Source organism: Epilithonimonas sp. JDS (assembly GCF_021261315.1).
Classification (GTDB): Bacteria; Bacteroidota; Bacteroidia; order Flavobacteriales; family Weeksellaceae; genus Epilithonimonas.
The window spans coordinates 227,841-247,004 of the sequence record NZ_JAJSAX010000002.1 but is presented as its reverse complement, the minus strand read 5'-3'; the positions used below and the strand labels follow the sequence as shown (position 1 = coordinate 247,004).

Below are 19,164 nucleotides of genomic sequence, written 5' to 3'. Positions count from 1 at the left end.
TAACAATTGGCGATGACATTTGATATAAAAACAGTAGATATCTACCTATGAAAAAGATTCAGGATATTCTTATTTCTACGCGAACAATGGCGCTTCTGTTGCTGGTTTTCGCAATTTCTATGGCGGTTGCCACTTTTATCGAAAACGATTACGGAACTCCAACTGCAAAAGCCCTTATTTACGAAGCAAAATGGTTTGAAGCCGTGATGTTTTTATTAATATTAAACTTCATTGGAAACATTGGCCGTTACAGGCTTTTCCGAAGAGAAAAATGGCCGATTCTGGTTTTCCATTTGGCTTTTATCCTAATTTTTATTGGCGGTGCAATCACACGATACATCAGTTTTGAAGGGACGATGCACATCCGTGAAGGCGAAACGAATAACGAAATTGTGACCGATAAACATTTCTTCAAAATCAAAATCGAAGAAAAAGGTGAGCAGCAGAATTACCACGATGTGCCTTACCTGATGTCGCCTCTTCACTACGATTTTCAGGCCACTTATGATTTCTTGGGCAAAGAAAAAATTGTTGTGAAAGCTGTGGATTATATTCAGAGGAAGAAAGATAGTTTGGTGGTCGGAGCTGGCAAAGAATATCTTCACCTGGTTTCTACGAGTGATATGGGCGGCCGTCAGAATATTTATTTGGGTGAAGGCGATGTTCAGAATATCAACGGAACTTTGGTAAGTTACAACAGAACTGCAATCGACGGCGCCGTTGAATTCCAGAAGAAAGACGGACAGCTTTTCATCAAAACACCTTTGGATGCCGCTTTTATGACAATGGCAACAAAAGCGACGGGAACAACTATTAAAGATGAATTTCAACCTTTGGTTCTTAGAAGTCTTTACACCATTGATCAATTAAAACTGGTAATTCCCGAAGGAACGAAGATTGGAAAATTAGTCTCTTACGAAGGTGATAAACAAAAAGACAAAGACGTTCCGGATCTTCTTCGAGTAGAAGTTGCAGGACCGAAAACCAAACAATTGGTTGATCTTGTAGTAGAAAAAGGAAATCCAAATAATTACAAACAGATCAAAGTGGATGGTTTAGATATTATGCTGGGATTTGGACCAAAGATTTATTTCACGCAGCCTTTTGCGCTTAAACTGGAAAAATTCGTGATGGAAACCTATCCGGGAAGTTCGTCTCCGTCAGCGTATGAATCCCACGTAAAAATAGTGGACGAAGGCAAAGAAACGCCTTACAATATTTATATGAATCACGTTCTTAATTATAAAGGTTACCGATTCTTCCAGGCCAGTTTTGATCCTGACAGAAAAGGAACTGTGCTCTCTGTCAACCACGATTTCTGGGGAACTTTGATCAGTTATATCGGTTATGCATTCTTATTTATCGGGATGTTTGTGACGATGTTCTGGAAAGGTTCCAGATTCTGGAGTCTGAACCAGATGCTGAAAACTATCAGCAGGAAAAAAGCCGCAGCCGTTCTTTTACTGTTGTTAAGTTTCGGACTTAATGCTCAGGAAATCGATATGCACGGAAAAGACGGAAGCCACGAAGGCCATTCTCACGCCGAAGCTCAACCCACATCGCCAAACAAAAATCCGGCAGTGATTGATGCGGATGCAATGGTAAAGAATATCGAAATCAGTAAAGAGCACGCCGATAAATTTGCTTATTTATTGGTTCAGAATTACGAAGGCCGTATTGTGCCGTCTAACACTCAGGCAATTGACATTCTTCATAAACTGACAAGCAGAGACAAATTTCAGAATCTGGATGCCAATCAGTGGTTTCTTGCAGCGACAATTGATCCGATGTTTTGGGCGCAAGTCAATATCATCAAAATTGAAACAGCAGGTAAAGTAGGAAAAGATCTTCGTGCCAAAACAAGAGCGACCGATGAAGGTTTTACAAGTTTAATCAAATTATTCCCAGCTGATAAAAATGGCAATCTTCGTTTTGTTTTGGAAGATGATTACAACGATGCCTTCCGTAAAAAAGCGTCTGAAAGAACAAGATACGACGAGGCTGTTATCAAACTGAACGACAAAGTTCAGGTTCTTAATGGAATTATGTCTTACCAATATTTCAGAACAGTTCCGGTTAAAAACGATTCCAATCACACCTGGAGTTCTGTAATGACACCGAATTTTGAGCCGGATGAAAATGCACAGGCAGTTTTAGGACCATATTTGTCAAGCGTTCTTTTGGCGACTCAAGGCGGAAGCTGGGCAAAAGCAGATGCAGAACTAAAAAAAGTAGAAGAATATCAGCAGAAATGGGGCAAAAATGTGGTGCCTTCTGAAGATAAAGTGCAATTGGAGGTTTTGATAAACAAGCTGGATATCAACTTCAAATTGTTGATTTTTTATACGCTGATAGGAGGATTGCTTTTGGTTTTAGGTTTTATAGCATTGTTCAAACCTACAAAGATTCTTAATCACATAATAAAAGCATTGATTTACGTTGGTGCCGTTGGTTATGTTTTTCATTTCTTAGGATTGGTAGCAAGATGGTATATTTCCGGACACGCACCTTGGAGTAATGGTTATGAAGCGATCATCTTTATTTCTTGGGTTGGGATTACGGCAGGATTTGCATTATATAGAAACTCAAATACTTTGATTCCTGCTGCAGGATTTTTGGTAGCAGTGATTATGATGGGATTTGCACACGGCGGTTCTGCATTGGATCCGCAGATTACACCGCTAGTTCCTGTTCTGAAATCTTACTGGCTGGTGGTTCACGTGGCGATCATTACATCCAGTTATGGATTCTTCTCACTTTCAATGCTGATCGCCATGATTTCATTGATTTTCTATATCATTGCCAACAAAACTACTTTCAAAAGACACAACGATACCACGCTGAAAGAATTAGCCATCGTGAGCGAAATGTCCCTTAATATCGGACTTTTAGCGTTAACAATCGGAAACTTCTTAGGCGGAATTTGGGCAAACGAATCCTGGGGACGTTACTGGAGCTGGGATCCGAAAGAAACTTGGGCGTTCATCTCAATTATGATTTACGCATTTGTAATCCACATGAGATTGGTTCCTGGATTGAGAGGACGATATACTTTCCACGTCGTGACAATGTTTGCATTTTGCTCAATGGTAATGACGTATTTCGGAGTGAATTATTATTTATCAGGATTGCATTCCTACGCGAAGGGAGATCCTATTCCGCTACCGCTTTGGGTTTATGTGAGTATTGGCTACATGGTTGCGCTTTCGATTGCAGCTTGGTTCAAATATAAAAAACTGCACAACGATCTTCATATCAAAGGTGACGAAAGAACGCAGGTTGAGCCTTAATCAAATAAAGAAATTTAAATATTTAAAAAGAGCAATTCATATTTTGAATTGCTCTTTTAATTTACTTCAAAAATCTAGTGATATAAATTTTCCGTTCTTCCTCCGAAATTCCTAAAACCTGATTGATATAATGATCTATTGATCCGTACTTTTTATCAATCTCATCAAACGCAGCCTGAAGATAATTACGCTCAATCCAGCTGGTTTTTTCCACAACGCCAATATCCAGTTTTGGATAAACAAAATGAAAAGTATTCGCCAGTTTCAATCGATTGTTGATGACGTTTTTCTGAAGATCATTAGAAACCAGATATTCATCAAAAATAACAGCATCATCAAATTTCAAAATCTTCAGAATCAAAGCTGTGATCATTCCGGTTCTGTCTTTTCCTGCGGTGCAATGGTAGAGTATAGGTTGGTCAGATTCTAGAATTTCTGTAATGATTGTTTTGATGACTTCCGGATTTTCGGAGACATAATCTGTATAGAATTTCAGCATTCTTATGTCCGCGTCAGCTTTCGTGATTTTTCCTTTCAAAGCTAATTTCTTAGCTTTCTTCATTTCATCATTTTTATCTTCAAAGGCGGGATAGTTTTTGTAAATGATATGATTCGGCAAATGATCACTTTCTTTGGAGATTTCCTGTTTTGTCCGAAGGTCAATGACTTTATTGATCTTAAGCTTTTCGAAGTCTTCAAAAGAGTTAGACTTTAACTGATGAAGATTCCCACTTCTGTAAATCAAACTGTCTCTCAAGATTTTTCCTTCCGAATTCTTAAGTCCTCCCAAAAATCTGAAGTTATTGACTTTCCTAATCTCAATCTGATTTGTATTAGTCAGATCAGAAAATTCCGGTTGAGAAGCCACGTGAGTTTTACACGAAACGACGATCAAGCCAATCGTCAAAAATCCAAAATGCTTCATTACATCAAAACGCTTATTCATAAAGGCATATTTTTCGGAAACAAAAATTCCCGCTTATTTCTAAGCAGGAATTTAGTTATTATTAATGAGAAATTTATTGTTTTACAATTTTCTGTGTCGATGATTTTCCGTCTGCAAAGTCTACTTTCATTAAGTAAACACCGGCCGGTAATTTTGAAACATTGATTTTCGTAGTAGAATCTTCCAACAATTGTTTTCCATCTACTGCAAAAATAGTCACTTTTGAAATTTTCGAAGCCGTGTCGATATTCACAAAATCCTTGGTTGGATTCGGATAGATAGATATTTTCTTAGTTTCGATATCATCGGTTCCCAATTTTATCTGAGTAGAGTAAAGTGGTCCGTACCAAACACTGCTTTGGTCGTTTGAACATTTTGATTTGACATACATTTCGTAGATCCAGTTGACATTAAGATCACTTCGAGAATCTTTTGGTTCGTTAGAAATATCACGATAAACTTCTCCGCCAGCCGCCGTGAAAACATTTCTTCTTCCCCAAAGTGTCTGCCATTGTGTAGCACTCTCTTTTTCTTTCCAGGAAATGTCTACGGTTGTGTTCAGCTGATTTGTAATTTTAAAATCATAAGGAGCAGCACAAATAACTTCGCCACTTTTTTGATTCTGAATGTACATAGATATTGGAAAATAACCTTGCTGCGCTGCGAAAACAGCGGTAGGAACATCTAATTTGATCGTGTGTGTTCCAGCAGAAAGATTGCCTAAGTTCACTTCACGATTTGGGATCACATCGCCTGGACACCAGTTGTTCCATGAGATCCAGCCTCTTAAAGTTTTCGCCGTCGTTCCATAGATTCCGTTGCCCTGCGTATTATATTGTCTGAAATCTTCACAGTTTTTTCCGCCCGGAATATATTGATGTACCAATTGATCATCCAGATAGACATTGTGAACTCTCTTCACATATTCTTCGCCGTTTGTATTGGATCCGTGATTTGAAGTTGTCAAATGCAGAACAGCATTCGGAACAGCCTGGTCTAAGGTGAACGTTACCAACCTGGTAGTCTGTCCCGGAACATCGGTTGCATTGTAGTTGTTAAGATTGTCCCGGTAAGAAATAGGCAAAAAGAAATTCTGTGCCGGAGTAGCAGTTCCAGTGGAAACAAATTCCAAATTTCCTCGGAATACGTCTGTTCTGTCTGCGCAACCGGCGACCTGAGTGTTTGCAGCAGCTGAATATCCATCTGCACGAAACTCAATCCAGAAATCATAAATAGCCGATAGAGCAGAATCGTGAAGAATATTAGAAATATTATCAACTTTATAGCTGTAAGGCACTTCTTTTATCGTCGCATTTTTATTCATAAAAGGCGTGATGAAACGCCCGATTTCAATCCGTTTGATGTCAGCCTGATTGAAAGTGTAAGCCGTACTTCCCTTCGGAACAAGAACCAAATTAACTCCGGCAATTCTGTCGTAATTATCACAAGCTGCGATCAATTTGATGTTCATCGTGACGCTGCTTCCGATGGATGCGATTTCTGCCTCAGTCAGTTTTCTGGAAATGATGTCCTGCTCGTAAGCGTGAAGTCTGATCGCCCCGGCTGGAATTTGAGAAAATGCTTCTGGCGGCATTGTTTGACCTTCGCCAAGATAATGATACATACTGTAAAACGGCACATCATTAAAAACGGAAACGTTTTGAGCCAGGAAAAATGAATTCGTAAGTAGTCCTGCAGCTGCAAAAAATAGTTTTTTCTTCATGTTAGATTTATTATTAAGACAAATTTAACAAATTGTTTATTAATAATGGGATTTGAATATGAAATTTATAAGTTTTAGTTTTAATATTTAAAGAATGATTAATGTTGGGTTTAGTTTGTAGTTTTCTGAGAAAAAAGCTATCTTTAAGAAAAATAACAAATTATGTATTTAGTTGGAATCCTTATCTTTTTTGGACTCATTGTCCTTTTCGCATCATTTTTCACAGTAAAACAGGAGACTGCAGCACTTGTGGAACGTTTGGGTAAGTTTCATTCGGCGAGGCACGCTGGTTTGCATTTGAAAATTCCATTTATTGATCAGATTTCCAAAAGAATGAATCTGCGTATTCAACAGCTGGATGTGATGATTGATACCAAAACGCTAGACAATGTTTTCGTAAAAATGAAAATCTCTGTTCAGTTTCAGGTGATTAGAAATCAGGTGGCGGATGCTTTTTACAGACTCGAAAGTCCGCACGATCAGATTACGTCTTATGTGTTTGACGTAGTGAGAGCGGAAGTTCCTAAATTAAAACTAGATGATGTTTTCTTAAAAAAAGATGATATTGCGGTTGCGGTGAAAGCCGAATTGCAGGAAGCAATGCAGAGTTATGGTTATGATATCATTAAAGCTTTGGTAACAGATATTGATCCTGACGACCAGGTAAAACATGCGATGAACAGAATCAACGCTGCAGAACGTGAAAAAACAGCTGCAGAGTACGAATCCGAAGCACAAAGAATCAGAATAGTAGCTGTTGCAAAAGCAGAAGCTGAATCTAAAAAACTTCAAGGACAAGGGATTGCGGATCAAAGGAGAGAAATCGCCAAAGGTCTGGAAGAATCTGTAAAAATGCTGAATGCAGCCGGAATCAGTGCGCACGAAGCCTCAGCTTTGATTGTTGTGACTCAGCATTACGATACTTTGCATTCGATTGGAGCCAATAACAGGTCAAATCTTGTTTTGTTGCCTAATTCCCCGACGGCAGCAAGTTCTTTGCTAAATGATCTAGTAACATCGATGGCTGTTTCGAAAAAGATTGAGGAAACAAATTAATTTGAAATTCGGAAAGTCAATTTATAAAATCAAAGCCCGATATTTTCGGGCTTTTCTTATGCTTGGTCGGTTTTGAATCCAATAGTTTTCGCTGGTGATTCTTTGGCTTTGTAAGTTTCAAGTTCTTTTTTTAAAGCTTCGATTCTTACTCCAAACCGGTCATACGAGTTAGCCGAAGCTTCCATTACAAATTGCTGCACATTGTTGAGATAGTCATTTGTCAGCTTGGATGCCGATTCTTTGAATGAAGCTTCCAAAATTGGTTGGCTAATTTTAATTTTCTCAGTTCTGTTTTTCAGATATGAACTACGAATTCTCTTTTTAAGACTTTGGGTAAAATCTACAATCATCGTGTTGGAAAAAACCTTCATTTTCTCAGCAATATCTAGCCAAAAGGGAATTTGATCTGCTTTGTTTTCTTTAAGAATTTTTAATAAAGTCGCCTCTCCGCTGAGATTTTTTATCATATTAAAAAGCAGCATTTCGGCACGTTCCTGTAAATTCGGTGGGAAAATCGGAATCAAAACATCAAACCTTCCCGGTGCAATCATTTCGGTTTCGATTCCTGCTAATCCTTTTGCAGAGCCAATCATCAAAAGATTTTCCTTTTCAAATTTTTCGATATTCTGAAAAATGCAATCTTTAACTTCCTCATTATCATAACTGATGATTTGATTTTCCTTTCTCTGCGCCATTATTTCATCAAAATTTTCAAGGAAAAGAATGACTTTGTTTTTCTTCAGCATTTCGGAAAGATAACTGTCAAAATCTGTTTTGTTATCATTTTCGGAAGTCGATTTTAATCTGGATTTCAGGATTTCTAAAAATTCGAAATCAATCATTTCTGCAATTCTTTTTGCCCAGAATATTTTGCCGCTTCCCGGAGGGCCGTAAACGATAATTCCTGCTGCCTTCTGGATGCCCCAGTTTTTCGATTGTTCAGGATTGATGAATGGTTCCAGCATATCATAGATGTAAAAAAACAAATCTCGGTAGCCGATAAAATCCCGCTGTTTCAGTTCCGTCTTGTTGCCGAAATAGTTGTAAATAAACTGATAATCTCCACCCAACTGGTGATCTACTCCGAAAGTAGAGACAGAAGATTTGTAAAGACCATTGTCATAAATATTTGATATTTTATTCTGGATAATTTCTTCGACCTTTTCTTTTGGCTGATGTATTTTTTCAGCAATCTGATCTGAATTTTTCTCTTCATTCAGGTCTTTGTCATATTTTCTCAGGAATTCCTGATTTTCTGTCGCAAAAGTTTCGAAATTTTGTGTAATATTAAGATTCGGAGAAAGACAGTCTGATATTTCGAGATCAAAATCCTGAATAAACTGCTTGATACTTTCTTCAGAAATGTCTAATTTTTTGGAAAACTCTGTGATGTTTTGAATCATTTTTTTCAATCTTTTCGGATATTTAACAAAAACTATACAAATCGGAGTAACAATTGACCCAATGTTAAGACTTTTATATCAAATATTTATATGGAAAAAATTCTGGAAGTTAAAAACTTAACCAAAAAATTCAAACAGATTGCGGTTAACAACATTTCCTTCGATGTGGAGAAAGGAAATGTCTACGGTCTTTTGGGACCCAACGGAAGCGGAAAATCCACGACATTCGGGATGCTGCTTTCTACTATCAATCCAACTTCCGGAAACTGGAAATGGTTTGGAAAAGAGGGCACTGATACCGAAACTTTGAAAAGAATCGGCGCAATCATAGAACAACCGAACTTTTATCCTTACTTGAGTGCCGAGAAAAATCTGCAAATCGTTGCGACAATCAAAGGTGTTCCAGAGCAGAGAATCGATCAGGTTTTGGAAACCGTCAATCTTTTGGGAAGAAAAAAAGACGCTTTCTCATCGTATTCTTTGGGAATGAAACAACGTTTGGCAATTGCTTCGGCATTGCTCGCAAATCCGGAAGTTCTGATTCTGGACGAGCCTACAAATGGTCTTGATCCGGAAGGAATTATTCAAATTCGAGATATTATTAATTCGATTGCAAAGTCCGGAACCACAATTATTGTTGCGAGTCATCTCCTGGATGAAATCGAAAAAATCTGCAGCCACGTGATTGTCCTCAAACACGGAAGCGCCATTTATTCAGGATCAGTCGATGCGATGAGCAATACGAAAGGTTTCTTTGAATTGAAGTCTGATGATGCAAATGCTTTGATTACAGCTTTGAATGGTTTGAATATTTTCTCAAGCATAAAAGAAAAAGATAATTTGGTCATAGCTCAGATTTCAGAAGATATTTCAGCGTCAGAACTCAATAAAAAATTATTCGAAAAAGGTGTTTTCCTGTCTCATTTGATGAAGAAAAAAGAAAGCCTTGAAACCCAATTCCTAGAACTTGTAAAACAATCCAACTCATGATCAGATTATTAAAATTAGAATATCTCAAAAATTTGAACTACAGGCCTTTTAAGGTTTTTGCAGGTTTGTACTTTATTGTTTTGATCGCATTGCTGTTTGTAGGATTGGTAGATTTTGACCTTTTCGGAAATAAAATCAACTTAAAAGAACAGGGAATGTACAATTTTCCAGGCGTCTGGAATTTCACAACTTACATTGTCGGGTTGCTGAAAATTTTTCTGGGTTGTATTATCGTATTTTCTATCTGTCAGGAGTTTAGCAACAGAATGTTCAAGCAAAATCTCATTGACGGATTAAGTAGGGAAGAATTCATCTTTTCCAAATTATTGACGATTTTGATTTTCACCGGTTTTTCAACCTTAGTTGTTTTTGTAATGGCTTTTGCTTTGGGTAAGAGTTATTCTGATACCCAGGAAAGTGAATTGATTTTTAGAGAAATCTATTTTATTTTCAACTACTTTTTGAAGTTATTTAGTTTCTTTTCCTTCCTGATGTTTTTATCCATTCTTTTCAGAAAATCGATTTTTGTGTTTCTTGGATTTTTTATGTTTTGGTTTGTCGAGAAAATTTTGATCTTTATCGAGTCATTCAGTATTCAGCATCACGTTACAGAATTAGAGCGAGCCAAAGTTCTCAATACAAAAACTTTTTACACGGATTATCTGCCTTTGGAAAGTATATCGAACCTGATTCCAAATCCATTAGTAAGAACAAATATGGCAAAGCTTTTGGGAATGCAGTTCAAATTCGAATATCCTGTTGGAAGTGTGATAGCATGTTTTATCTGGTCCGCAATATTTATAGCTGGAAGTTATTATATTCTAAAGAAAAAAGACTGGTAAATATTGCTTTAATTAATTTTATTTAATGTTTTGATAATGAATAATTTATACAAGAATAATTAAAGTTAATTATAATACTAAAATAGCACTCTAATTATGAAGTTCAAAACCACTGAAGTTGATTTCGGTGGTTTTTATTATGTTAAATTGGATCGTAAAGTGTTAAAAAATGCTTTGTTTAAAGGAGTTTTAGCAACTTTTTTTTAACCCAACTTTAACTTTTAAACTGTTGATTTTAACATTAAAACGGATAATTTTGTATCAATGAATTTTAGAATTACTCTATCCCTAATTTGTATGATAATTTCCTCGCAATTTCTCGTTGCGCAGAAGAGTTATAATGCTTTGGTTTACGAAGGTAATAAGAAATTTGATGCCAAAGAATATGATGCTTCATCCAGCAAATATCTGGAAGCAATTGCCGAGAAAAATAGCAATTATACAGCACATTACAACCTGGGAAATGCGCTTTACAAAAGCAAAAAGTACGAGGAGGCTAATGCGGAATACGAAAAAGCTGCAAAATATACCAAAAGCAAATACGAAAAAGCGGCCGCATTGTACAATATGGGGAATGTTTCAATCCAGTCCAGTAATCCTGAAAAAGCAGCAGATTACTACAAGCAGGCTTTGAAGCAAGATCCTTACAATGAAGCCATCCGAAAGAATTACGAGATTGCAATGCTGAAAGACAAAGAGAAAAAGGATCAGCAAAAACAGAACAAAGGAAAAGGCGGCGATCAGGATCAGAAAAACAAAGATGATTCCGGCAAAGGCGATCAGAAAAAGAATCAGCAAGACGGCAAAGGCGACAACCAAAAGGGAAAAGACCAAGGCAAGCCAAACCAGCCGAAGAAAGACGAAAATAAAATACCAGAAGAAGCAGAAAGACAAATCCTGAAAGACATAGAAAACAGGGAGAAAGAAACTGCACGAAGAATTTTAAACAAAAAATCTAACTCTATGCCGCAAAGCAAGGAGAAAGATTGGTAAATGATTAGAAAAAATTTATACATACTATTCCTTTTAGCATCGGGCTTTTCCCTTGCTCAGGTTAATCTTTATTCGGAGGTTAATACGCAGGATTCCCGTGTCAATACGCCAATCACATTTACGGTTGTTCTGGAAATTTTTGGTGAAGATCTTGTGCAGGAAACACCCGTGAAACTTCCGGATCTTACAAAATTCGAATATGCTATTTCTTCCGAGCAGAACACACTGATTGATCCGGTTAAAAAAATCAGGATTAACCAGATGGTTTATCAGTTCTTGCTGAATCCAAAACAAACCGGAAATATAAAAATCGGATCTGCACTTGTGAAAATCAATGGCAAAATGTACAAAACAGAACCGATTGATATTTTTGTAAAAGAGGCAGAGAAAAGACCTTTGGCAACCAACAATCCGGCAAAAAATATGTACCTCAATATGCAGTTGGAGGAGCGCGAAGTTTACAAAGATGAGCCTGCTGTTGTGGTTTTAAAAGCATTTTCGAGGAATATTTCTAATTTCCGTCATTTGGAACCTGCTAAATTTGAGCCGGCAAGGAATCTTTCAATCCGTTCTATTGCCAACTTTGATGAGTCAATCGAAGATTCTGAAAATAACTATTCTGCGCAGATTGTCGGAATGTTTGTTATCGTTCCAAAAGTAGCTGGAATCATGGATGTGCCGCCGATGGAAGTGCCGTTTACCAATCACAAAAATGTTTTGGTTTCCAACAAAGCAAGACTCAGCGTAAAAAGACTTCCGGAAGGCGCACCCGAAAATTTCAAAAATGCAGTTGGTAAGTATGATGTGAAGATCGAAATGATCGATAAGGGCAAAGAGAATTTCGAAATTAACAAAGCCTTTAATATCTCTGTAAAAGTCTCCGGAAACGGAAATCTTTCACCTGCGATTTTTCCAAAAATATTGCCTTCGCCGGATTATGAAATCTTTGAACCGAAAATCATCAACAATTCTGTTGCAACAGTCAATGGAATTGAGGGCGACGTGGAAGCTCAATACGTGATCATTCCAAAGAGAAGAGGCGATCTAAAAATCACAACCGAAGATTTTTCATACTTCGATCCGAAAGAAGAGAAATATGTGGAAGTTGGATCTAAGTTTTTAGTGTTAAATGCCGTAAATGCCCAGGACATTGCCAATGCAAAAACAACGTTGCAAAAAGTAAACGAGTACACCAACAATGTCTTAGAAAAGGTAGATTCGCCGGTGATAAGTACACAAAAACTGAAAATTAAAGAACATAAAAAAATAGATTGGTTTGTGATCCTTGGCAATCTTTTCATTGTAGGAATTGGTGCCCTATTATTTCTTTATTTTAATAAAAAAATCAAGGATAAGAAAAAACTGGATTTAGAAAAGAAAAAGATTTCATCTCAACCCATTGTTACGATTGCTGAGACTGAAGCAATGTTGAAAAATAATGTTTCCTTTGATGTAGATGTTCATTTCAATTATCTTCGAAAGACAATAGATCAGGGTGAAACAGCTCAGTTTTTCAAAGGCTTTGAAGATTTGAAATCTGATGCAGACCAATATTGCAAAACCAAATTTTCGTCCAGTTTCAAAGATTATTTGAAAGCTAATTTCGGACAAGGTGAGTCTGAAAAGTACAACCAATTGATTACCAAAGTCAATATCGAAAAGTATTCTCCATACTCAACAAAAGAGAATCAAACAGAAATTTTGAAAGAAATAGAAGAAGTCTATAGCAAGCTTTAAGAAATTGTCAAAAATAATTCATATTTTTGCGAAATCTTTAAAATCAAAGTTATGGAATTTTTAGAAGAATTTTCGATTCGGGAAACAATGACGGCCTTTATGGTTTTGTTCGCTGTGATAGACATTGTAGGATCTGTCCCAATCATCGTTTCGCTACGTCAGAAGTTTGGAAAAATCGAATCTGAGAAAGCTGCGATTGTCGCAGGCTTACTGATGATCTCATTTCTTTTCATAGGGAACAACATTCTGAAATTCATTGGAGTAGATGTCAATTCATTTGCAATTGCGGGAGCATTTGTCATTTTCATCATTGCCATCGAAATGATTTTAGGAATCGAAATCCATAAGACAAATCAACCACAGGCAGCTTCCATTGTTCCCATCGCATTTCCATTAATTGCCGGAGCGGGAACTTTGACTACAACGCTTTCATTAAGAGCAGAATACCACGACATAAATATCATTTGCGGAATTGTGCTCAATACGATTTTAGTTTACATTGTTTTGAGATTGGCACCTTGGATCGAGAGAAAAATGGGTGAAGGATCGCTACAGGTTCTGCAAAAAGTTTTCGGAATTATCCTTTTGGCCATCTCTATTAAATTATTTACTGCTAACTTTGCACAGTTATTTCAGAACTATATTCATTTTTAAAATTTCATCAGAATGAAAACATTTTATAAAGTATTCCTAGCTATTTTCATCTTTTCGATTGCAGTAAGTTTTTATGCGCTGGATTGGCAGGCTGGATTTATGGATGATGAGAATACGAAATTCATATTTTCCATTGCATCCGGAATCTTAGGAATCATTGTCGTTTACATTCTCCATTTGTGGAGCAAATTGGCAGAGAAAAAATAAATCAAAAACGTCCCGAAATTTTTATCGGGACGTTTTTTTTATCAGTTAATCTTCAAAAGATGATCTCTTAAAATTTCAATACTTCTTTTATTGATTTTATGCTGTGTATGCACATTGTCCCATTGCGACAGGATTTCCTCTACTATTTCATCCTCACATTCATATTTGTCCTCATCATCGAACATCACAGATGTTGCAAAATGTATCATCTCCTCTTTACTGATCTTATCTTCAAGAAAGCGATCGCATATTTTTATTAACTCTTGTCGCGTAATATTCATTTATTAATTATTTGGGCAGCTATTTCCGCCTTCCGTTCACTCCCGATTTCACATCGAGATCCCACTCTAGTTGGGCTGCAAGTCCGTTTTACAATTCCAGCGTTGATTAATTTATCGATCGTATAACTTCTCATACAACTCATTAAAACGTTCTTTCACAGCTTTCCGTTTCAGTTTAAGAGTAGGAGTCAGCAAACCGTTGTTTTCTGTCCAGACTTCAGGCGTTAATTCTATTTTTTTGACTTGTTCCCATTTGCCGAGATGTGCGTTTATTTTTTCAAGTTCCTTTTGGATTTCATCTTTCAGCTCCTTGGAATTGGCAATTTCTTCAGGAGAAGTTCCAATGTTAATTTTATTTTTTGAAGCCCAATTTTTTGCATATTCAAAATCAGGCTGAACGAGTGCAGTAGGCATTTTTTCGCCATCTCCAACCACCATTATTTGTTCAATGAACTGCGACGCTTTTGCCAGATTTTCAATCACTTGGGGCGCAACATATTTTCCGCCTGAAGTTTTGAACATCTCCTTTTTTCTATCAGTGATGAATAGGAAATTATCCTCATCCAGCATTCCAATATCACCCGTTTTGAAATAGCCGTCATCGGTAAAAGCTTCCTTAGTTTTTTCTTCGTCTTTGTAATAGCCTTGCGTCACAGTTGGACCTTTCACAGTGATTTCTCCATCTTCCTGGATCTTCACATCAATGTTTTCAATAGGTCTTCCAACAGAACCGATTTTCGTGTGACCAAAACTGTTAACAGCAATCACAGGCGAAGTTTCCGTCAAACCATAACCTTCCAGAATCGGAATTCCGGCGGCATGAAACATCGTGTTTAATCTTTTGGATAAAGCCGCAGAACCGGAAACCAAAGTGATCAGATTTCCTCCCAAACCTTCTCTCCACTTGCTGAAAACCAATTTGTCTGCTATGATATGTGACAACGATTTTGAACTTCCTAATTTGTATTTCTCAGCTACTTTTAACGACCAAAGGAATATCTTGGCTTTGATTCCACCGGATTCTGTCCCTTTTTTGTTGATTGCATCAAAGACTTTTTCAATCATTCTGGGAACGACTGTCAGGTATTGCGGTTTTACTTCCTTGAGATTTTCACTCAGTTTCTCATTGCTTTCAGCGAAATAGATTGAAATTCCGTTGGTTGTAAAAAGGTAAAGAATCATTCTTTCGTAAACGTGGCAAAGCGGAAGAAAACTCAAAGCTCTGTTTTTTGAATCTTTGTGCGGCACTCTGTCTTCGCAGCCAAGAACATCGGAAACTATATTTTTGTGCGTCAGCATTACGCCTTTTGGTCTGCCGGTCGTTCCGGAAGTGTAAATAATGGAAGCTAGTTCATCTTCAAAAATTGAATTTTTAAGGGCATCAACTTCATTCTGATTGTCATTTTCTTTCCCCAGATCAAAGAGTTCTTTCCAGTTTTTAGCATTCGAAACTTCATCAAAAGTGAAAATTTCCTTTAAATCCGATAATTGACTTTTGATTGAATTGATTTTCTCAAACAATTTCTCATCCGAAACAATGCAAACTTTGGAATCCGAATTTTCAAGATTATAAACACAATCTTCGCTGGAAATTGATGGATAAATTGGAACTGTGACCAAGCCAATCTGTAAAGCCGCCTGATCAAAGAAACACCATTCCACGCGGTTTGTAGAAGTGATAAGCGCAATTTTATCGCCTTTTTTCAAGCCATATTTCAAAAGCGCCCGGGAAAGCTGATTGGTAATATCGATATACTGATCTGTCGAAACTTTTTCCCATTTTCCACTTCTCTTATCGCACAGATAATCGTCTTTTGTGTATTTTGTTTTCGAATAATAAGGAATGTCGAAAATCCTTTTTACTTCCATAGTGTTTTAGCTTACGTTCAAAGCAAATATAATTAAATCATAAGCTACGAACTGTTAATAATTACATAAAAAAAGCTATCCAGAGGATAGCTTTCAATTATTTGTACATTCTGTCATAAAGATCTTGGAATTCTGCCTTGATGGCTTTCCTTTTCAGTTTGAGCGTCGGCGTCAGAAGTCCGTCGTCGATTGTCCAGACTTTCGGTGTGAGTTCGATTTTCTTGATTTGTTCCCACTTGCCAAGATGCTGATTCATATTTTCAATTTCTTTTTCTATCCTTGATTTTACGGCTGGATTTGCCGCAATCTCTTTATGAGAGTCAGATATCTTGACGTTATGAAGTTCTGCCCAGCTTTTTGCATAATTAAAATCGGGCTGAACCAAAGCGCAAGGCATTTTCTCGCCATCACCGACAACCATAATCTGTTCTATGAATTTTGAAGCTTTTGCCAGATTTTCAATCACTTGTGGTGCAATGAATTTACCGCCAGATGTTTTGAACATTTCTTTCTTTCGGTCTGTAATGAACAGGAAATTATCTTCATCCAGCATTCCGATATCGCCGGTTTTGAAGTAACCATCGCTTGTAAAAGCTTCTTTCGTTTTTTCCTCATCTTTGTAATAACCTTCGAAAACAGAAGGTCCTTTTACTACAATTTCGCCGTCAGATTCTATTCTAACTGTAAGGTTTTCTAATGGAATTCCGACAGATCCGGCTTTCACTTTCCCGAAACTATTTACTGAAATTACAGGTGAAGTTTCCGTCAGTCCATAACCTTCCAGGATTGGAATTCCTGCGGCGTGAAACATCACGTTCAGTCGTTTTGATAATGCAGCCGATCCGGAAACTAATGTGATCAGATTCCCGCCCAGACCTTCTCTCCACTTTTTGAAAACCAATTTGTCAGCAATCGTGTGCATAAAGGTTTTTGGCTTTTCAATCTCGTATTTTTCGGCGATGCCCAATGACCAAAGGAAAATCTTAGATTTTAGTCCACCGGATGCAGTTCCTTTGTTATAAATAGAATCGTAAACTTTTTCAACAAGCCTTGGTACAACCGTCATATAATGTGGCTTCACTTCCTTTACATTTTCACCGATTTTCTCGATGCTTTCAGCAAAATATAAAGAGATTCCGTTACTCATATAAATATAAAAAATCATCCGTTCGAAAACGTGGCAGATCGGAAGGAAACTCAAAGATTTCAGTTCTTTATAATCAAGGCTTTTATCTTTTGGAACTCGCGGATTGCTTGCTATTACATTAGAAACCAAATTATTATGAGTCAAAGGAACACCTTTTGGTTTTCCAGTTGTTCCGGAAGTGTAAATGATGGTGGCGATATCTTCAGGATTGATGGCTTTTGCTAGATCATCAACTTCGTCCTGCGTCAGGTCATTTTCTCCAAGGTCCAATATTTCATTCCAGTTTGGAGCGCCATCGATATCATCAAATGTAAACACACCAACCAGCGATGGAATCTGAGACTTTGCGTTCGTCAGTTTTTTATAAAGATCTTTATCGGAAACGAAACAGTATTTGATCTCAGAATTATTAAAGATATAAACATAATCTTCCTCAGAAATGGTGGGATAAACAGGAACAGTCACAACGCCAATCTGAGAAATTCCCAAATCCATAATTGCCCATTCTGTTCTGTTGTTGGAAGTTACAAGTCCGATTTTGTCGCCAGGTTTGATACCCAATTTCAAAAGTCCGCGAGAGATTTTGTTCCCTTGATTCACGAATTCCATCGTAGAAGTTTTGACCCAGGTTCCATTTTTTTTGGTCACGAGACAATCATCTTTGGGGAATTTTTCCAACGCCAGCGCAGAAAAATCAAAAATTCTTTTAACGTTCATAAAATATTGTTGTTAATATATTATTAAAATTGAGTTTACATTATCGTAAATATAATTTTTTTTTCTCAGATAACAAAATGCTGCATTTTCCTTTGATTTTTTGCCAAAAAGTTTATATTTACGAACGAAAAATATAATAAAAAAACTTATGGATTTCAATCTTACGGAAGAGCAGCAAATGATTCAGCAGGCCGCAAGAGATTTTGCTCAGGCAGAACTTTTGCAAGGCGTTATCGAAAGAGATAATGAACAGAAATTCCCTTACGATGCCGTGAAAAAGATGGGCGAGATGGGATTTTTGGGGATGATGGTAGATCCGAAATATGGTGGAGCAGGCCTGGACAGTATCTCCTACGTTCTGGCAATGGAAGAAATAGCTAAAATTGACGCTTCAGCGGCTGTTGTAATGTCGGTGAACAATTCTTTGGTTTGTGCAGGAATCGAGAAATTTGCCAGCGAAGAACAAAAAATGAAATATCTAGTGCCTCTTGCAAGTGGAGAAGTGATAGGTGCGTTTGCATTGTCTGAGCCGGAAGCCGGTTCTGATGCGACTTCACAATCTACAACAGCTGAAGATAAAGGTGATTATTATCTATTAAACGGAACCAAAAACTGGATCACAAACGGCGGCAATGCAACTTATTATGTCGTTATAGCACAAACTGATCCGGAGAAAAAACATAAAGGCATCAACGCTTTCATCGTAGAAAAAGGTTGGGAAGGTTTTCAGGTTGGTAAGAAAGAAGATAAATTGGGAATCCGTGGAAGCGACACACATTCACTGATGTTTACTGATGTGAAAGTGCCTAAGGAAAACAGAATTGGCGAAGATGGCTTCGGATTCGCATTTGCAATGGCTGTTCTCAATGGTGGCAGAATCGGGATTGCTTCCCAGGCTTTGGGAATTGCTGCCGGTGCTTATGAACTGTCACTTAAATATGCCAAAGAAAGAAAATCTTTCGGGACAGAAATTATCAATCATCAGGCAATCGCTTTCAAATTGGCAGATATGCACGTGAACATTATGGCTGCCAGAATGTTGATTTACAAAGCAGCAGCTGAGAAAGACGAAGGCAAAGACATTTCAGAAAGTGGTGCGATGGCAAAACTGTACGCTTCTCAAGTAGCGATGGATACGACGATAGAAGCCGTTCAAATCCACGGCGGCTACGGTTATGTGAAAGAATATCACGTGGAAAGAATGATGCGTGATGCGAAGATTACGCAGATCTATGAGGGAACTTCCGAGATTCAGAAAATCGTGATTTCCAGAGCGATTTCCAAGAAATAAGAATTTCATCAGATAGAA

At 37.4% G+C, this 19,164-nt stretch carries 15 protein-coding genes; 9 read left to right on the top strand and 6 right to left on the bottom strand.

Features of this window, described 5'->3' with window-relative positions; genetic code table 11:
* Positions 1-47: 47 nt before the first annotated feature.
* On the top strand, positions 48-3,290 hold the full coding sequence (ccsA, locus tag LUD75_RS07885; protein WP_232705138.1) for a cytochrome c biogenesis protein CcsA: 3,243 nt from the start codon (positions 48-50) through the stop codon (positions 3,288-3,290).
* A gap of 61 nt (positions 3,291-3,351) precedes the next feature.
* On the opposite strand, the gene LUD75_RS07880 is transcribed toward ccsA, so the two are convergent.
* Entirely contained in the window at positions 3,352-4,236 is an 885-nt protein-coding gene (locus LUD75_RS07880) for a tyrosine-protein phosphatase (protein WP_232705137.1), read from the bottom strand.
* A 73-nt stretch (positions 4,237-4,309) separates the two neighbouring features.
* Positions 4,310-5,959 carry a peptide-N-glycosidase F-related protein gene (locus LUD75_RS07875; protein WP_232705136.1) on the bottom strand — a complete coding sequence of 550 codons (1,650 nt, stop codon included), beginning with the start codon at positions 5,957-5,959 and terminating at the stop codon, positions 4,310-4,312.
* Between the two features lie 162 nt (positions 5,960-6,121).
* Between LUD75_RS07875 and LUD75_RS07870 the strand changes: the two genes are divergently transcribed.
* Entirely contained in the window at positions 6,122-7,015 is an 894-nt protein-coding gene (locus LUD75_RS07870; RefSeq protein WP_232705135.1) for an SPFH domain-containing protein, read from the top strand.
* A gap of 56 nt (positions 7,016-7,071) precedes the next feature.
* On the opposite strand, the gene LUD75_RS07865 is transcribed toward LUD75_RS07870, so the two are convergent.
* Positions 7,072-8,418 (bottom strand): ATP-binding protein, encoded by a 1,347-nt coding sequence (locus tag LUD75_RS07865; RefSeq protein WP_232705134.1) that lies wholly within the window; start codon positions 8,416-8,418, stop codon positions 7,072-7,074.
* Positions 8,419-8,508: 90 nt separating this feature from the next.
* On the opposite strand from LUD75_RS07865, the gene LUD75_RS07860 reads away from it, so the two are divergent.
* From LUD75_RS07860 to LUD75_RS07835, 6 genes are all read left to right on the top strand, one after another.
* Complete coding sequence (locus LUD75_RS07860; RefSeq protein ID WP_232705133.1) at positions 8,509-9,408, top strand: ATP-binding cassette domain-containing protein; 900 nt, start codon at positions 8,509-8,511, stop codon at positions 9,406-9,408.
* Positions 9,405-10,250: an ABC transporter permease subunit gene (locus LUD75_RS07855; RefSeq protein ID WP_232705132.1), complete on the top strand. Its 846-nt coding sequence runs from the start codon at positions 9,405-9,407 to the stop codon at positions 10,248-10,250. The genes LUD75_RS07860 and LUD75_RS07855 overlap by 4 nt, the downstream gene beginning before the upstream one ends.
* Before the next feature lie 297 nt (positions 10,251-10,547).
* On the top strand, positions 10,548-11,243 hold the full coding sequence (locus LUD75_RS07850; protein ID WP_232705131.1) for a tetratricopeptide repeat protein: 696 nt from the start codon (positions 10,548-10,550) through the stop codon (positions 11,241-11,243).
* A complete protein-coding gene (locus LUD75_RS07845; protein WP_232705130.1) occupies positions 11,244-12,980 on the top strand; it encodes a BatD family protein in 1,737 nt (578 codons plus the stop codon). It begins immediately after the preceding gene.
* Between the two features lie 51 nt (positions 12,981-13,031).
* Entirely contained in the window at positions 13,032-13,634 is a 603-nt protein-coding gene (locus tag LUD75_RS07840) for a MarC family protein (protein WP_232705129.1), read from the top strand.
* Positions 13,635-13,646: 12 nt separating this feature from the next.
* The gene (locus LUD75_RS07835) at positions 13,647-13,841 is read left to right on the top strand and encodes a hypothetical protein (RefSeq protein WP_232705128.1); all 195 of its coding nucleotides are present in this window, start codon (positions 13,647-13,649) and stop codon (positions 13,839-13,841) included.
* A gap of 41 nt (positions 13,842-13,882) precedes the next feature.
* Here the strand turns inward: LUD75_RS07835 and LUD75_RS07830 are convergent, their stop codons facing one another.
* The 3 genes from LUD75_RS07830 to LUD75_RS07820 all read right to left on the bottom strand — a co-directional run bounded on the left by LUD75_RS07830 (position 13,883) and on the right by LUD75_RS07820 (position 17,855).
* Positions 13,883-14,050, bottom strand: coding sequence for a hypothetical protein (locus LUD75_RS07830; RefSeq protein ID WP_232705127.1), 168 nt, complete (start codon positions 14,048-14,050; stop codon positions 13,883-13,885).
* A 183-nt stretch (positions 14,051-14,233) separates the two neighbouring features.
* On the bottom strand, positions 14,234-15,991 hold the full coding sequence (locus LUD75_RS07825; RefSeq protein ID WP_232705126.1) for a long-chain fatty acid--CoA ligase: 1,758 nt from the start codon (positions 15,989-15,991) through the stop codon (positions 14,234-14,236).
* A gap of 97 nt (positions 15,992-16,088) precedes the next feature.
* Positions 16,089-17,855 carry a long-chain fatty acid--CoA ligase gene (locus LUD75_RS07820; RefSeq protein ID WP_232705125.1) on the bottom strand — a complete coding sequence of 589 codons (1,767 nt, stop codon included), beginning with the start codon at positions 17,853-17,855 and terminating at the stop codon, positions 16,089-16,091.
* Between the two features lie 148 nt (positions 17,856-18,003).
* Here LUD75_RS07820 and LUD75_RS07815 point away from each other — a divergent pair, with 148 nt between their 5' ends.
* Positions 18,004-19,146 carry an acyl-CoA dehydrogenase family protein gene (locus LUD75_RS07815; RefSeq protein ID WP_232705124.1) on the top strand — a complete coding sequence of 381 codons (1,143 nt, stop codon included), beginning with the start codon at positions 18,004-18,006 and terminating at the stop codon, positions 19,144-19,146.
* The last annotated feature ends 18 nt before the right edge of the window (positions 19,147-19,164 follow it).

Coding starts and splice junctions, on each gene's coding strand:
- ccsA (WP_232705138.1), top strand. CDS start 48: ATGAAAAAGATTCAGGATATTCTTATTTCTACGCGAACAATGGCGCTT.
- LUD75_RS07880 (WP_232705137.1), bottom strand. CDS start 4,236: ATGAATAAGCGTTTTGATGTAATGAAGCATTTTGGATTTTTGACGATT.
- LUD75_RS07875 (WP_232705136.1), bottom strand. CDS start 5,959: ATGAAGAAAAAACTATTTTTTGCAGCTGCAGGACTACTTACGAATTCA.
- LUD75_RS07870 (WP_232705135.1), top strand. CDS start 6,122: ATGTATTTAGTTGGAATCCTTATCTTTTTTGGACTCATTGTCCTTTTC.
- LUD75_RS07865 (WP_232705134.1), bottom strand. CDS start 8,418: ATGATTCAAAACATCACAGAGTTTTCCAAAAAATTAGACATTTCTGAA.
- LUD75_RS07860 (WP_232705133.1), top strand. CDS start 8,509: ATGGAAAAAATTCTGGAAGTTAAAAACTTAACCAAAAAATTCAAACAG.
- LUD75_RS07855 (WP_232705132.1), top strand. CDS start 9,405: ATGATCAGATTATTAAAATTAGAATATCTCAAAAATTTGAACTACAGG.
- LUD75_RS07850 (WP_232705131.1), top strand. CDS start 10,548: ATGATAATTTCCTCGCAATTTCTCGTTGCGCAGAAGAGTTATAATGCT.
- LUD75_RS07845 (WP_232705130.1), top strand. CDS start 11,244: ATGATTAGAAAAAATTTATACATACTATTCCTTTTAGCATCGGGCTTT.
- LUD75_RS07840 (WP_232705129.1), top strand. CDS start 13,032: ATGGAATTTTTAGAAGAATTTTCGATTCGGGAAACAATGACGGCCTTT.
- LUD75_RS07835 (WP_232705128.1), top strand. CDS start 13,647: ATGAAAACATTTTATAAAGTATTCCTAGCTATTTTCATCTTTTCGATT.
- LUD75_RS07830 (WP_232705127.1), bottom strand. CDS start 14,050: ATGATACATTTTGCAACATCTGTGATGTTCGATGATGAGGACAAATAT.
- LUD75_RS07825 (WP_232705126.1), bottom strand. CDS start 15,991: ATGGAAGTAAAAAGGATTTTCGACATTCCTTATTATTCGAAAACAAAA.
- LUD75_RS07820 (WP_232705125.1), bottom strand. CDS start 17,855: ATGAACGTTAAAAGAATTTTTGATTTTTCTGCGCTGGCGTTGGAAAAA.
- LUD75_RS07815 (WP_232705124.1), top strand. CDS start 18,004: ATGGATTTCAATCTTACGGAAGAGCAGCAAATGATTCAGCAGGCCGCA.